The following is a 14,090-nucleotide window of genomic DNA, read 5'->3' as shown; positions in this document are numbered from 1 at the left end:
CCCTCATCTGGGCGGTTTTTGCGTTTTTTCGGCTACTTTTCTCTGAAAATCTTCACTTTGTTAGCGTTTTTCCAGTGACCTGCAAGTCAGCTTGGTTCAAAATACAGACTTTCAAGCAGGGAGATGTAGGGCGATGCAAGGTCACCCGGACGTAATCGATTACCTCAACACGTTGCTGACGGGCGAGCTGGCGGCACGTGACCAATATTTCATCCACTCGCGCATGTATGAAGACTGGGGCTTCAGCAAGCTCTACGAGCGCATCAATCACGAGATGGAAGAAGAGACTCAACACGCCGATGCATTGATGCGTCGCATCCTGATGCTCGAGGGCACGCCACGCATGCGCCCTGACGATCTGGATATCGGCACTACCGTGCCGGACATGTTCGCCGCCGACCTGCGCCTGGAGTACAAGGTCCGCGCTGCACTGTGCAAAGGCATCGAACTGTGCGAGAAGCACAAGGACTATGTCAGCCGCGACATCTTGCGTGTGCAGTTGGCCGATACCGAAGAAGACCATACCTACTGGCTGGAAAAGCAGTTGGGGCTGATCAAGTCGATCGGTCTGGAAAACTACCTGCAGTCGCAGTTCTGATGTTCTAGCCCGCGTCTGCAGGCAAATGCAGGACTGACGAGCACAAAAAAGCCCCTGCCATTTCACAATGGCCGGGGCTTTTTCATTGGGCTCAGGCCCGGTCGCGGGTCAGCAGTGGCTTGAGGTAGTAGCCGGTATGGGATTGCGGCATTTCTGCCAGCTGCTCCGGCGTACCCTCGGCAATGATCTGTCCGCCCTTGGAACCGCCTTCCGGCCCCAGGTCCACCAGCCAGTCGGCGGTCTTGATCACGTCCAGGTTGTGCTCGATCACCACCACGGTGTTGCCGTGGTCACGCAGGCGATGCAGAACGTCCAGCAACTGCTGGATATCGGCAAAGTGCAGGCCGGTGGTCGGTTCGTCGAGGATGTAGAGGGTCTTGCCGGTGTCACGCTTGGACAGCTCGCGAGACAGCTTGACCCGCTGCGCCTCACCGCCGGACAAGGTCGTCGCCGACTGCCCCAGCTTGATGTAGGAAAGCCCCACATCCATCAGCGTCTGCAGCTTGCGCGCCAGCGCCGGCACCGGGTCGAAGAACTCCCGTGCTTCCTCGATGGTCATTTCCAGGACCTCGTGGATGCTCTTGCCCTTGTACTTGATCTCAAGGGTTTCGCGATTGTAGCGCTTGCTCTTGCACACATCGCACGGCACGTAGATGTCCGGCAGGAAGTGCATTTCCACCTTGATCAGGCCGTCGCCCTGGCAGGCTTCGCAGCGTCCGCCCTTGACGTTGAAGGAGAAGCGGCCCGGACCGTAGCCGCGCGAGCGCGATTCGGGTACCCCGGCAAACAGTTCGCGGATCGGCGTGAACAGCCCGGTGTAGGTCGCCGGGTTGGAGCGCGGGGTGCGACCGATCGGGCTTTGATCGATATCCACCACCTTGTCCAGGTGCTGCAGGCCATTGATGCTGTCGTGCGCAGCGGCTTCCAGCGTGGTCGCGCCGTTCAGCGCCGTGGCGCTGAGGGGGAACAGGGTGTTGTTGATCAGGGTCGACTTGCCCGAGCCGGAGACACCGGTCACGCAGGTCAGCAGGCCGATCGGAATCTCCAGATCGACGTTGCGCAAGTTGTTGCCGCGAGCCCCCTTGAGGGACAGTGAAAGCTTCTTGTTGCGCGGCGTACGCTTGGCCGGCACGGCGATTTTCACGCGCCCTGACAGGTATTTGCCGGTCAGCGAGTCGGGATGGGACATCACCTCGTCGGGAGTACCCTCGGCGACGATCTGTCCGCCATGCACGCCAGCGCCCGGGCCGATGTCCACCACATAGTCGGCCAGGCGAATGGCGTCCTCGTCGTGTTCGACCACGATCACCGTATTGCCGATATCCCGCAGGTGCTTCAGGGTGCCCAGCAAGCGATCGTTGTCGCGCTGGTGCAGGCCGATGGAGGGTTCGTCGAGGATGTACATCACCCCCACCAGGCCGGCGCCGATCTGGCTGGCCAGACGAATACGCTGCGCCTCGCCGCCGGACAGGGTATCGGCGCTGCGATCCAGGGTCAGGTAATCCAGGCCGACATTGACCAGGAACTGCAGGCGCTCGCGGATTTCCTTGAGGATCTTGTCGGCAATCTCGCCACGGCGTCCGGTTAGCGACAGGGTGCCGAAGTAATCGGTGGCATCGCCGATCGGCAGGCTGGTAACGGCCGGCAACGTCTTCTCGCCGACCCAAACGTGGCGGGCTTCGCGACGCAGGCGAGTGCCGCGGCAATCCGGGCACGGCTGGGTGCTGAGGAACTTGGCCAGCTCCTCACGCACGGTGGCCGACTCGGTCTCGCGGTAGCGGCGTTCCAGGTTCGGCACTATGCCTTCGAACGGGTGGGAGCGTTTGACGATATCGCCACGATCGTTGAGGTACTTGAAGTCGACGTTCTGCGTGCCGCTGCCGTTGAGAATGACCTTCTGCTGGTCGGCCGGCAACTGGTTGAACGGTACTTCCAGGCTGAAGCCGTAATGCGATGCCAGCGAGCCAAGCATCTGGAAGTAATAGACGTTGCGCCTGTCCCAGCCGCGAATCGCCCCCTCGGCCAGGGTCAGCTCGCCATTGACCAGGCGCTTGATGTCGAAGAACTGCTTGACCCCCAGGCCATCGCAGGTCGGGCAGGCACCGGCCGGGTTGTTGAAGGAGAACAGCTTGGGTTCCAGTTCGCTGATGGCGTGGCCACAGATCGGGCAGGCGAAGCGCGCGGAAAAGATGATTTCTTCACCGGGTTCGTCGTCCATCGGCGCCACCAGGGCGATACCGTCGGCCAGCTTCAGCGCGGTCTCGAACGACTCGGCCAGACGCTGCTGCAGGTCGGCGCGGACCTTGAAGCGGTCGACCACCACATCGATCGAGTGCTTCTTCTGTTTATCCAGCTTCGGCAGCTCATCCAGCTCGTAGAGCTTGCCGTTGACCCGGGCACGGACGAAGCCCTGGGCGCGCAGTTCCTCGAAGACCGACAGGTGCTCGCCCTTGCGCTCGCGAATCACCGGCGCCAGCAGCATCAGCTTGCTGCCTTCCGGCTGGGCCAGCACCAGGTCGACCATCTGGCTGACGGTCTGGGCTTCCAGAGGGATGTCGTGATCCGGGCAGCGTGGCGTACCCACGCGCGCATACAGCAGGCGCAGGTAGTCGTAGATCTCGGTGATGGTGCCCACGGTGGAGCGCGGGTTATGCGAGGTGGATTTCTGCTCGATGGAAATTGCCGGCGACAAACCTTCGATGGTGTCGACGTCGGGTTTTTCCATCATCGACAGGAATTGCCGGGCATAGGCCGACAGCGACTCGACATAACGGCGCTGCCCTTCGGCGTACAGCGTGTCGAACGCCAGGGACGATTTGCCGGATCCGGACAGGCCGGTGATGACGATCAGTTTGTCCCGTGGCAGGGTCAGGTCGATGTTCTTCAGGTTGTGGGTTCGGGCCCCACGAATCAGGATCTTGTCCAAAGTGGCCTCGCTCGGCGGGCGTCGAAAACGTAGGAGTATAAGGGCAAATACTGGATGGATGCACACTATCAAATGAGGTCTGTGCAGCCGTAGATGAAACCTGCGCGGCAAAGCGTCGCCATATACCCCGTCAATCGATCGGACTGGTAGAATCGCCGCCGGTTCACACGAGGTTTTTCCATGCATGATCCCCACAGCGAGCGCATGAGTGGCGCCGAGACCCGCGCCGCAAGCGGTCTGGCCCTGGTGTTCGCCTTCCGTATGCTTGGCATGTTCATGGTGTTGCCGGTCCTGGCGACCTATGGGATGGACCTGGCGGGAGCGACCCCGGCCCTGATCGGGTTGGCGATCGGCGCTTACGGCCTGACCCAGGCGATTTTCCAGATCCCGTTCGGGATCATTTCCGACCGCATCGGCCGTCGTCCGGTGATTTACCTGGGGCTGATCGTCTTTGCCCTGGGCAGTGTGCTGGCGGCCAACGCCGATTCGATCTGGGGCGTGATCGCCGGGCGCATCCTGCAGGGCGCCGGGGCGATTTCCGCGGCGGTCATGGCGCTGTTGTCGGACCTGACCCGCGAGCAGCACCGCACCAAGGCCATGGCCATGATCGGCATGACCATCGGCCTGTCCTTTGCCGTGGCCATGGTGGCCGGCCCGCTGCTGACCCGCGCTTTCGGCTTGCCCGGGCTGTTTTTCGCCACCGGCGGCATGGCGCTGCTGGGCATTTTCATCGTCGCCTTCATGGTGCCGCACTCGACCGGCCCGTTGCAGCACCGCGAATCCGGGGTCGCGCGCCAGGCCCTGTTGCCGACGCTCAAGCACCCGGACCTGCTGCGCCTGGATCTTGGTATCTTCGTGTTGCACGCGATGCTGATGTCGAGCTTCGTCGCCTTGCCGCTGGCCCTGGTGGAAAAAGCCGGCCTGCCCAAGGAACAGCACTGGTGGGTCTACCTCACCGCGCTGTTGATCTCCTTCTTCGCCATGATCCCGTTCATCATCTACGGCGAGAAGAAACGCAAAATGAAACGAGTTCTGCTGGGCGCGGTCAGTACGCTGCTGCTCACCGAGCTATTCTTCTGGGAGTTCGGCGACAGCCTGCAGGCGCTGGTGATCGGCACGGTGGTGTTCTTCACCGCGTTCAATCTGCTGGAAGCTTCGCTGCCGTCGCTGATCAGCAAGGTTTCACCGGCCGGCGGCAAGGGCACGGCCATGGGGGTCTACTCCACCAGCCAGTTCCTCGGTTCGGCGCTGGGCGGCATTCTCGGCGGCTGGTTGTTCCAGCATGGCGGTTTGTCGGTTGTATTCCTGGGTTGCGCAGGGTTGGCTGCACTCTGGCTGGCCTTTGCTGTTACCATGCGCGAACCACCTTACGTGACGAGCCTGCGCTTGCCGTTATCGCCCGAAGCGATCCGCGAAGCCGGTCTGGTCGAGCGCCTGAAGGCCGTTGTTGGGGTAACAGATGCAGTGATGGTGGCCGAAGAAGCCGCCATTTACATCAAATTGGACACCGAATTATTGGATCGCGCGACCCTCGAGCAGCTGGTCAACCCAGCCCGATCGGCGTGCGAAGCCTAGGAGAACGTTATGGCCCGTGGGGTTAACAAAGTCATATTGGTCGGCACTTGCGGCCAGGATCCTGAAGTTCGCTACCTGCCTAACGGTAACGCCGTGACCAACCTGAGTCTGGCCACCAGCGAACAATGGACCGACAAGCAGACCGGCCAGAAGGTCGAGAAGACCGAGTGGCACCGTGTGTCGATGTTCGGCAAGGTCGCGGAAATCGCCGGCGAGTACCTGCGCAAAGGTTCGCAGGTCTACATCGAAGGCAAGCTGCAGACCCGCGAGTGGGAAAAAGACGGCATCAAGCGTTACACCACTGAAATCATCGTCGACATGCAGGGCACCATGCAGCTGCTGGGCGGCCGTCCTCAGGGCGACCAGGGCCAGGGCATGGGCAACTCCGCGCCACGTCCGCAGCAGTCGCGTCCGCAGCCTTCGCAGGCGCCACAACGCGAATCGCGTCCAGCGCCTCAGCAGTCCTCGCCACAGCCGGCGCAGAACTTCGACGACAGCTTCGATGACGATATTCCGTTCTGATCCCTCGGAACGCAGGTCATGAGTGAAAAACGGAGCCCTTGATGGGCTCCGTTTTTTTTGGCCGCTCGAAACACCGGCCTGGTGTCGACGCTTTAGAGTTCGACTCGCCGCAGCCTCCCGGTCAAGGGGACGGGCGGGCCGTCGGGGGTGGGCAAGGGGCGGCCACTCAAGCCCATGCCTTCGCTGATCAGTACGGCCCCTGGTACCAGGCACAGGTTGGACGGGGTATCCAGGCCCTGGGCGAGGATACTCACTTCTCTTGTCGGCAGGTTGCAGCACAGCAGGCGGCCGCTGAAGCGGGCGAAGCCGCCGTGCAGGCATTCGCCGTCCCAGTCCGTGAGCAGCGGTTGCAGCAGACGGTCGCAGAGTTCCAGCACCAGCAGCTGTCCCGTTGGGGTCAGTGCCAGGCCGGTGGGCAGTTGTAGGCCTTCGATCAGGACTTCGCTGTGGCCGCTTTCCGGCCAGACCCGGATCACCTGGCCGGCCTGGTCGGCGAAGTCGATGCCCCGGCGGCTCGGGTCCTGGTGCAACTCGCCGGAGAACAGGCTGATCAGCATGGCGCCGGTGCTCGGTTCGTAGACCAGGGTAACGGGCACCGCATCCTGATCCTGGCCCAGGTCGGGCAGCTCGACCAGGACCCGCTCATCGCCGGTGCCACTGAACTCCACCAGTTGGTTGCTATCGGGTTTGACTGCCAGCCAGCGATGACGCGTGGGGTGATAGCACAGGGCGTTGAGGTTGCCGCGGCTGTGAAACAGAGGCTCGGGAGGGCTACAGGCCAGGTCCAGGACTTTCGAGCCTTCGACGTAGTCGGTCAGGCTGGCCAGGCAACGCCCCGCGCCGCAGGCGATATCCGACAGCCCCAGGATTTCGTCGCGCAGCATGCGTGCCTGCATGTTCATGGAGCGAAAACCATGGGCCAGCGTTTCGGGCATCAGGTAGGCACCCGTCCGGCGTGGGTCGGGGCGCAGTCGGCTGATGCGTCCACTGAACGGTTGGTCCGGCCGCCCGGAGCCGGCTTCGGCCAGCAGCAGGCTGCCATCGGCTTGCAGACAGAGGCCCCGGGGGTTGAGCAGGTTCTCGTGAATGACCGTGTGCGCACGCAAGTCTTCATGGGGCCGGGGGGGAATCCGTAGGGGAGCTGTCATCGGTTCTCTCCAGTTGGCATTGGGTCGGTTCATAGCGGCGGCTGCCAGGGCTCGCTGCTGTCCTGCCCGGCGAAAGCCCAGGGACAGAACAGCAGGAGCAATGGCAACAGGCGGCGCAAGAGACGGACGTTCATGGCGGCACTCCTGTGAAGGGCCGGGTGACGCTGTGTCACCCGGTGTTCCCGGTACGGGGCTCCTGTCAGCAGGGGGGGAAGTCCTTCATGCTCAGGGGCATAGGCGGGTAATTGTGTTTCACCAGGGCGTTGGCCCAAAGCTCCAGCACGGCCCGCCGGCTCTGCGACATGTCACGGGTGATGGGCATCGAGAGCGTGCTTTCTTCCTGGTACTCCTTGCTGATCAGCACGATCAACTGGTCGATGGCGCCTTCCACGCGCTGCTGGGAGTTGAGCGGCATGAACTTGTTCATGATCGGGTACAGGTAATAGAAGGGCAGCAGGATCTGCGGGTAGATGAAGTTGTTCCACATCAGCTGGCTGGCGTTCAGGTCCCGGTAGATGGTGTTCCAGTAGTCGATGAAGTCCTGCTGCAGCTTCGGCTCCAGCGGCAGCACCCGCAAAGGTGCGAGGCAGTCGGTGTAGGCCTCGGAGTAGTTGAAGCTGAAGGGCACGGCGGGCATCTTGCCGCCTTCGGGCAGGAAGAAACGCAGGGTAGGGAAACCCGGTGCCTCTGCCCTGATTCCCAGTCGGGCGACACCGCTGGCGTCGGTGCGGATCCTGGCGATGCTGTAGTTGACGCTGCTGGTAGCCGTTTCGTCGCGCAGGGTGCCGGTCTGGGCGATGGCATTGTCGAAAACCAGGCAGGGGCGCAGGTTGACGGTAATGGGTTGGTCGAGGAACTGCTGATAACCGACCGGTTCTCCCTCCGGCACGGTATTGGAGGTGACGACCGTGCGCCTGTCCGTGAGCCGGCGGCCGCTGCCAGTGGCCAGATAGCTGACAGCCACCGGCGTGTCGATGAACTGCGGCCGGTTGGAGCGATTCAGCGTAGGTTCTTCCGGGTAATCGTAGAACAGGGTGAAGTCGGCTTCGTTGCTGAATGCCAGGTAATAGTCGCTGGTGGTCACCATATAGGCGTTGCCGTATTCGGCGACCAGCAGTTCGGTGCCCTCCGGCGCGGGCTTGCCGTCCTTCTGCACCATGATCGTCAGCGTCTTGTGGTCGCCTACGTCGATGAAGCCTCCACTCTCGACCACTTCGGCGGTCCACTGTCGCTGGGTGGCGGCGATCACCGGTTCGGCGCTTGCCAGCAGTTGTTGCAGTTCCAGGGGGCCGCTCTCGAGCAGGTTCTTTTGCTCGACAGTCAGGGGCAGGTCGAGAATGCCTGAGCGCTGGTTGAAGGCCGACTGACGGTACAGGGAGTAGGTGATCATGACGGCGGAGATGAACCGGTCTTCCTGGCGCACTCCCAGGTGGAGGATGCCGGCATTGAATTTCTCGGCCACCGCGATGGGGGCCTCGGGATCGACCGGATAGAACGGAATGCCGTTGGACAGATCCAGCGACAGGGTGTCGCCGGTGATCTGGACAGGGATCACGCCCAGCGTGGCCTTGGTGTCTTGCATATCGCCAGGCGTGGTCTTGTAGACCGGCACCGGCTCCGCCGGGACCAGGCGCCGGCCAGCCGGGGCGGTGGGGAATTCGTCGTCGAACCACAGGCCCAGGGTACCCGCCGTGCTGCTGTAGGCCGGGTTGTAGAAAATATCGGCGACGTTGTTCAGCCCCTGCTCATACATCCGCTGCACCTGGGCCACGTCCTTGGGGTTGCTGGAATGGGTATTGACCGGCGGGAAGTCGTTGAACACGCCGTTCTTGTCGTAGTAGGTCAGGTAGGTGGAGAAGCGGAACATCAGCCCCTTGGCGCCTTGCTCGATCATCTGCTGCTGGAGCTGTTGCAGCAGGAGCGAATCGCCGACGGCCCAGTCCAGGTTTTCCCTCGCAAAGCAGGTCTGCCAGGTGGTCGTCACATAGCTCAGGCCGCCGAAGGTGGATGCCCAGTTGAAGTTCAGGAAGCGGTCGAGCATCCGGTACTGGCGGTTGAGGGTCAGGCCGCACTGGGCGTCGCCCAGCACCAGCTTGTCGAAATACAGCGCGGTGAAGGTGTTCTGCCAGGGGCTGATATCGACGAAGCGTGCGGGCGTGGGCGCCTTGCTGCCAAAGGGGTTGCCGAGCAACTGAAAGCTCTTGCTGACCAGCGGGTCCCGGTCGATGTAGGTATTGGCCTGGAGCTCGCCACCAATGATCGTTGACTGGGTGTCCTTGTAGCTCACGGTGCCGCAGGCATTGTCGCCGAACAGGTCCCATTCGGCGGGCATGAACGGATTGCGGAAGGCCCCGGCATTGGTCGGCACCTGCAATACATAGCGAGGTACCTGAGTACTGGACAACGGCTGGATGGTCCAGGGCATCAGCGCTTCGGGGGCGTTCTGGGGATTGATGTCGTAGTAGTTCAGGAACTGCCAGTTGAGGTCCATCCTGACCGCGTCATAGAGCGGCAGTGCATCGTTGTTGTTGGCCGTTGGCGGGTTCCAGAACATATGGCCGTTGAGGTAGATGCGGGGGAAATTCAATACGCTCATGTCAGGCTCCTTAGCGTTGCCACTGGGCGCGTTTAAGCGACCAGACAAAGTCCAGTTTGTTGTAATCGGCGAAGTCCGAAGCCGGCAGCGGGGTGGTGGGGTAGACGATCCCGCCGTCCTCTTTCATCGCGAAATTGAAGTAACCCTTCTGTTTCGAGTAGGCCGCGGTACCGTGGCAGGCCAGGCACGATGAGGTGTCCTGGAAGGCCGACTCCAGTTGCGAATTGGCCAGCACCTGGGTCACGGGTTGGAACTCGACCCCGATCAACTCGTACTTCGAGAGGTAGGGGTAGTTGCCCTGGAAGCTGCTGTTGACTGGTATGGAGGGGGGCGTCGGCCCGGTGGTGTTGGTCATCGGGGTGGCCGGCACGGCGTTGGTCACGGTGTACTTGTGGTTGTTGACGTTCTCGAAGGTGGTCCAGATCCACTCGGGGCTCAGCTTGTTGATCACGTGCATGCCGCTGAGCGCGGCATAGCCGACCTGATACTGGTTCTGGTGGGGGTAGTAGGCCTGGATGACGTAATAGCCGTCGTTTTCCAGCTGTTGCTTGAACGTGGCATCGGTGCCGATCCAGATCCAGGAGGTTTTTACCTCCCAGGAGGTCTCGGGAAATTTCAGGTTGCTGGTCAGCGCGTACTGACCGTTCATGTTGTAGACCTGTTTCTGCACGATGTAGTCGAAGGTGCCCTGGCCCATCTGCAAGAGAAAACGCACCGGCTGGCCCCGTTGCGCCGCCGGTACCTGGCCGCCCATCAGCAGGGGCAGGCCGTCCACCTGTAGCGTGCTGTCCAGGTCATGGAAGGTCCGGTCGAGGTTCATCCCCAGTTGCCGGGCCTGTTCCAGGACTGCGTCGGGCGCGGGCTGCTCCGGCAGGTAGGGCTGGGGCGGGGCACCATTGGGCAGGAACACCTGACTCGAGGGCTTGAGCCCTTCCCAGACCCGGTTGGGGCTGCCCTGGGCGGACGGCTGGTTGAGGCAGACGAACCAGTTCCAGGCCTGGGTCTCGGGACTGGCGAGGAAGTCGCTGCGGGTCTTCTCGACGTTGGTCCCGTAGGTGAAGAAATTGCTGCAGTCGTAAGGGCTGGCGCTCTGGGCCTGGGCCAAACCGGCCACGGCACTCAGAACTGTTATAGAGATGGCTCGCCGCATGGAAGCTCCTTGGCATTGGCCGGGTCGTGGTGAGGGCGCTCCAGGAAGTACTGCAGGAGCAGTTGCTTGACTGCCGTGGCCGGAAGCTGGTCCGGCAACGACAGACCGCAATTGGTGATCAGCAGCGGACCGGTCGCGCGGCTGGCCGGCAAGCGTCCATGGCTGCCGCGGACCAGCCGGGTATCGAGGGGGATCAGGTCCATGTAGTAGCGAAAGCCGAGTTTCTTCTGCAGCAGGCGCCGCGCCGCTCGCAGTTTCGGAAAGCGGATGGCCGGATCGATGAACAGTTCCAGCGGGTCGTAGCCCGGCTTGCGGTGGATGTCCACGGTGCGGGCGAAGTCGGGGGCCAGGCAGTCGTCGAGCCAGTAGCGGTAATCGAACCAGTAGCCGGCGGCGGCCACCGCCACCAGTTCGCCGCTGCGCTCGTGGTCCAGTTGCCAGTCCCGTTGCGCGGGCTTGTCCAGCACCTGCTCGATGCCCGGCTGGCGCTGCAATAGCGCCTTGACCCGGGCCACGTCCTCGGCGCGTTTCACGTAGACATGGGCGATCTGATGGTCCACCACGGCGAAGGCGGCGCTGGCGCCAGGGTCGAGCAATTCCCAGCTCAGCGACTGGCGGACCTGCAGCCATCCTTCACGGCGCAGCAGGCGGTTGATCGACACCGATTGCCGGACCGCCTCGATGCCGTATTCGGAGAGCAGCATCACCCTGGCGCCCTGGGCTTGGGCGAAGCTCAGCAGGCGCCCCACCTGCTGGTCGATGGCGCGGACCTCGTCGGCGATCGACGGGTCTTGGGGTCCCAGGCGTTGCAGGCTGTAATCCAGGTGCGGCAGGTAGATCAGTTGCAGGTCGGGTCGGTTGAGCTGGAACTCGGCCATGGCGCAATCGACGATCCAGCGGCTGGAGGCGATGCCCGCCGCGGGGCCCCAGAAACCGGGGAAGGGAAACTCGCCGATCTGCCGCTCGAGGGTCTGGTGCAGGCTGGCGGGCGTCGAATAGAGCCCGAACACCTTGCGCCCATCGGCCGGGTAATGGGGGCGTGGAGTGATGGCCGCATCCACCTCTGCGTGCATGTTGAACCACCAGAACAACTGGCTGCAGCGAAAGCCGGGGCGCAGGCGCTTGAGGGTCTGCCAGACCTTTTCCCCCTGGACCAGGGCGTTGGATTGCAGCCAGAAGCGCACTTCGGCCTGGTCGCGAAAGTACCAGCCGTTGCCGACGATGCCGTGTTCCGCGGGCGTCAGGCCGGTCAGCAGCGAGGCCTGCACGGTCGAGGTCACGGCCGGGAACACTGGTTGCAGGCTGGTCATCGCGGCGTTGCGCAGCAGAGCATTGATCCGTGGCGTGGCCTCGCCCAGCAGGCTCGGCGTCAACCCGACCACATTGATCAGCAACAGCGGTGGGCAGCTCGTTTCAGACGCCATGGGGGCAGGCCTCCTGCACGGGGGATGGGGCGCTCAGCAGTTGCCGCTCGCGTAATTGCCCTTCGACCCAGCGCAACTCGGCAACGATGCCCTGGAGCAGCGCCTGTTCGGTCTGTGGCCGCAGCGGAGCGGGCAGTACGTTCCAGCTGTAGGTTTCCACCTCCAGTACCGGGTGCACTTCCGGGTGCTCCGCCAGGTAATCGAAGGTCTGCAACAGCGCGCTCTGGCTGCCGCTGAGTTCGGGCAGCAACAACTGCTCGCTGAACAGCGGCACATGGAAATGAATGCGCAGCTCGGGGCAGGACGCCAGCTCGCCGGCCTGCAGCGCAGCGGGCAGGTCCGGCCAGGCCAGCAGGCGGCCCTGGTGGTCCCGGGCTTTGACCTGATGCAGGTAGGTGGCCTCGACAAAGTCCCCCAGGGCCGTCAGCACCTGCTGGCGCCGCAGCGGGTCCGCTTCCGGCAGGCGGCAGATCAGGGCATTGGAGAGCTGGATCTTGCCCACCGGCACACCGGCCTGGCGCAGCCGCTCCAGGGCGTCATGGCAATGCTCGAAGACCACGGCTTGATGGCAGACATCGAAGCACAGGGCCAGATGCTCATGGTGAGGATCCGTGGCTTGCCAGCGACGGAAGAATTCGATGGCCTGGTCGGTGTGCTCCAGCACGCAGTCGGGCTCCATTTCCAGGCAGAACAGGATCTGCTTGCCGGTCTCCCGGCGCAGCCTGGCCAGGGCCTGGGTCAGCTGGCGCAGCTGCTGCTCGGCCCGTTGCCGGTGGGCCAGGCTCCAGGTGGCGGCATACCCCAGCGGTACGCTGGAAATCACCCCTTTGGGGCAATCCTGCGGCAGGGCCGCGGCCAGGATCCGCGCCAGTTGCAGGCTGTACTCCAGGCGCTGCGGGTCGGCCCAGTTGGGCAGATAGACTTCGGCTTTCACCGCACCCTGGTGGAACTGGCCGTAGGGAAAGCCATTGAGCGAAGTCAGGCGCAACCCGCTGTGCCGCAACAGCCTGAGAAATCCCATGAGGGCCTGCGGCTGTTGCAGCTCGGCCGCCGCCTGGGCGCTGATCCACAACCCGCTGTCCTGTTCGGGCAGGCCGCGTTGCTGGCGCACGCCCTGGAAGTGCGTCTCGATCGAGGCGCTCAGCGTGGCCAGGTCGGGGGCTGGGTGCACGTTGCTGCAATAGCCGATCCGGGCGGCGCTCCAGCCCCGACGAGTGCTCATTTGACCACCGGTTCCTGGCCGCGCAGGGCGGAGTTGTCCTGCCACTGACGACGCTGGTCGATGGGCAGCGGGGCACTCACCCACTGCTTGTCCAGCTGCCCGCTCTGGGCGAAGAAATCCACCGGGTTGTGGAATAGCACCTGCTCCACCTGGGCTTCGCTGAAGCCGGCGGCGAGCATGGCCTGTCCGGTCTTGGGCACCTTGAGCGGATCGCTGATGCCCCAGTCGGCGGCGCTGTTGACCACCATTTTCTCGGTGCCGTACTCCTTGAGCAGGGCCACCATGCGCTGCTCCGACATCTTGGTGTTGGGGTAGATGGAGTGCCCGCGCCAGCAGTCGCTGTCGAGCACCAGGGGCAGGGTCAGTTCGTTGAGGTGATCGATGATCACCAGATGTTCGACGATGCCCACTTCGCGGATCACCGCCAGGGTGCGCTTGGTGCCGCCGATCTTGTCGCGGTGCGGGGTGTGCACCAGCACCGGCAGGTTGAACTGCTTGGCCAGTTCCAGTTGCGCGGCGAGAAAGCGGTCTTCCTCCGGGGTGATGTCGTCGTAGCCGACTTCCCCTACCGCCACGACGCCGTCCTTGACCAGATAGCGCGGCAGGATCTCCAGCACCTCGTTGGCCAGCGACAGGTCATTGGCCTCCTTGGGGTTGAGGCCGATGGTGCAAAAGTGGTGGATGCCGAACATGCTGGCGCGAAAGCGTTCCCAGCCCAGCAGGGTATCGAAGTAGTCGATGAAGCTGCCGACGCTGGTGCGCGCCTGGCCTTGCCAGAAAGCCGGCTCGATCACCCCGGTGATGCCAGCGGCGGCCATGTTCTGATAGTCGTCGGTGGTGCGGCTGACCATATGAATATGCGGGTCGAAGTATTTCAGCATGGTGAGTCCCTGATGTGGTTGTAGAAAACCGTGGTGGCGCCTGGCTTG

At 63.1% G+C, this 14,090-nt stretch carries 10 protein-coding genes; 3 read left to right on the top strand and 7 right to left on the bottom strand.

Annotation, left to right across the window (positions count from 1 at the left end):
- The first annotated feature begins 133 nt into the window (after nucleotides 1–133).
- Nucleotides 134–598: a bacterioferritin gene (gene bfr, locus CXQ81_RS29475; RefSeq protein WP_007924173.1), complete on the top strand. Its 465-nt coding sequence runs from the start codon at nucleotides 134–136 to the stop codon at nucleotides 596–598.
- A gap of 91 nt (nucleotides 599–689) precedes the next feature.
- Here bfr and uvrA read toward each other — a convergent pair whose 3' ends face one another.
- Nucleotides 690–3,524 carry an excinuclease ABC subunit UvrA gene (gene uvrA, locus CXQ81_RS29470; RefSeq protein ID WP_007924172.1) on the bottom strand — a complete coding sequence of 945 codons (2,835 nt, stop codon included), beginning with the start codon at nucleotides 3,522–3,524 and terminating at the stop codon, nucleotides 690–692.
- 180 nt (nucleotides 3,525–3,704) lie between these two features.
- Between uvrA and CXQ81_RS29465 the strand changes: the two genes are divergently transcribed.
- Together CXQ81_RS29465 and CXQ81_RS29460 are read left to right on the top strand one after the other, a co-directional pair.
- Complete coding sequence (locus tag CXQ81_RS29465) at nucleotides 3,705–5,099, top strand: MFS transporter (protein ID WP_062824453.1); 1,395 nt, start codon at nucleotides 3,705–3,707, stop codon at nucleotides 5,097–5,099.
- Nucleotides 5,100–5,108: 9 nt separating this feature from the next.
- On the top strand, nucleotides 5,109–5,621 hold the full coding sequence (locus tag CXQ81_RS29460; protein ID WP_009045846.1) for a single-stranded DNA-binding protein: 513 nt from the start codon (nucleotides 5,109–5,111) through the stop codon (nucleotides 5,619–5,621).
- Nucleotides 5,622–5,713: 92 nt separating this feature from the next.
- Here the strand turns inward: CXQ81_RS29460 and CXQ81_RS29455 are convergent, their stop codons facing one another.
- From CXQ81_RS29455 to CXQ81_RS29430, 6 genes are all read right to left on the bottom strand, one after another.
- Nucleotides 5,714–6,769, bottom strand: coding sequence for a hypothetical protein (locus CXQ81_RS29455; RefSeq protein ID WP_101339258.1), 1,056 nt, complete (start codon nucleotides 6,767–6,769; stop codon nucleotides 5,714–5,716).
- A 199-nt stretch (nucleotides 6,770–6,968) separates the two neighbouring features.
- Nucleotides 6,969–9,365, bottom strand: a complete 2,397-nt coding sequence (locus CXQ81_RS29450; RefSeq protein ID WP_101339257.1) for a hypothetical protein — start codon at nucleotides 9,363–9,365, stop codon at nucleotides 6,969–6,971.
- 10 nt (nucleotides 9,366–9,375) lie between these two features.
- A complete protein-coding gene (locus CXQ81_RS29445; protein WP_053262845.1) occupies nucleotides 9,376–10,515 on the bottom strand; it encodes a hypothetical protein in 1,140 nt (379 codons plus the stop codon).
- A complete protein-coding gene (locus tag CXQ81_RS29440; protein ID WP_101339256.1) occupies nucleotides 10,494–11,939 on the bottom strand; it encodes an alkaline phosphatase family protein in 1,446 nt (481 codons plus the stop codon). The genes CXQ81_RS29445 and CXQ81_RS29440 overlap by 22 nt, the downstream gene beginning before the upstream one ends.
- Nucleotides 11,929–13,161 (bottom strand): metabolite traffic protein EboE, encoded by a 1,233-nt coding sequence (gene eboE, locus CXQ81_RS29435; protein ID WP_101339255.1) that lies wholly within the window; start codon nucleotides 13,159–13,161, stop codon nucleotides 11,929–11,931. Before eboE ends, CXQ81_RS29440 begins: the two co-directional genes overlap by 11 nt.
- Complete coding sequence (locus tag CXQ81_RS29430; protein WP_101339254.1) at nucleotides 13,158–14,042, bottom strand: TatD family hydrolase; 885 nt, start codon at nucleotides 14,040–14,042, stop codon at nucleotides 13,158–13,160. Before CXQ81_RS29430 ends, eboE begins: the two co-directional genes overlap by 4 nt.
- Nucleotides 14,043–14,090 lie beyond the last annotated feature (48 nt).

Source organism: Pseudomonas sp. 09C 129 (assembly GCF_002843625.1).
Taxonomy (GTDB): Bacteria; Pseudomonadota; Gammaproteobacteria; order Pseudomonadales; family Pseudomonadaceae; genus Aquipseudomonas; species Aquipseudomonas chlororaphis.
This window is presented reverse-complemented; position numbering and strand designations above follow the sequence as displayed.

Bases quoted from the DNA above. Each gene is read 5' to 3' on its own strand.
- bfr (WP_007924173.1), top strand. From the start codon at position 134: ATGCAAGGTCACCCGGACGTAATCGATTACCTCAACACGTTGCTGACG.
- CXQ81_RS29465 (WP_062824453.1), top strand. From the start codon at position 3,705: ATGCATGATCCCCACAGCGAGCGCATGAGTGGCGCCGAGACCCGCGCC.
- CXQ81_RS29460 (WP_009045846.1), top strand. From the start codon at position 5,109: ATGGCCCGTGGGGTTAACAAAGTCATATTGGTCGGCACTTGCGGCCAG.
- CXQ81_RS29455 (WP_101339258.1), bottom strand. From the start codon at position 6,769: ATGACAGCTCCCCTACGGATTCCCCCCCGGCCCCATGAAGACTTGCGT.
- CXQ81_RS29450 (WP_101339257.1), bottom strand. From the start codon at position 9,365: ATGAGCGTATTGAATTTCCCCCGCATCTACCTCAACGGCCATATGTTC.
- CXQ81_RS29445 (WP_053262845.1), bottom strand. From the start codon at position 10,515: ATGCGGCGAGCCATCTCTATAACAGTTCTGAGTGCCGTGGCCGGTTTG.
- CXQ81_RS29440 (WP_101339256.1), bottom strand. From the start codon at position 11,939: ATGGCGTCTGAAACGAGCTGCCCACCGCTGTTGCTGATCAATGTGGTC.
- eboE (WP_101339255.1), bottom strand. From the start codon at position 13,161: ATGAGCACTCGTCGGGGCTGGAGCGCCGCCCGGATCGGCTATTGCAGC.
- CXQ81_RS29430 (WP_101339254.1), bottom strand. From the start codon at position 14,042: ATGCTGAAATACTTCGACCCGCATATTCATATGGTCAGCCGCACCACC.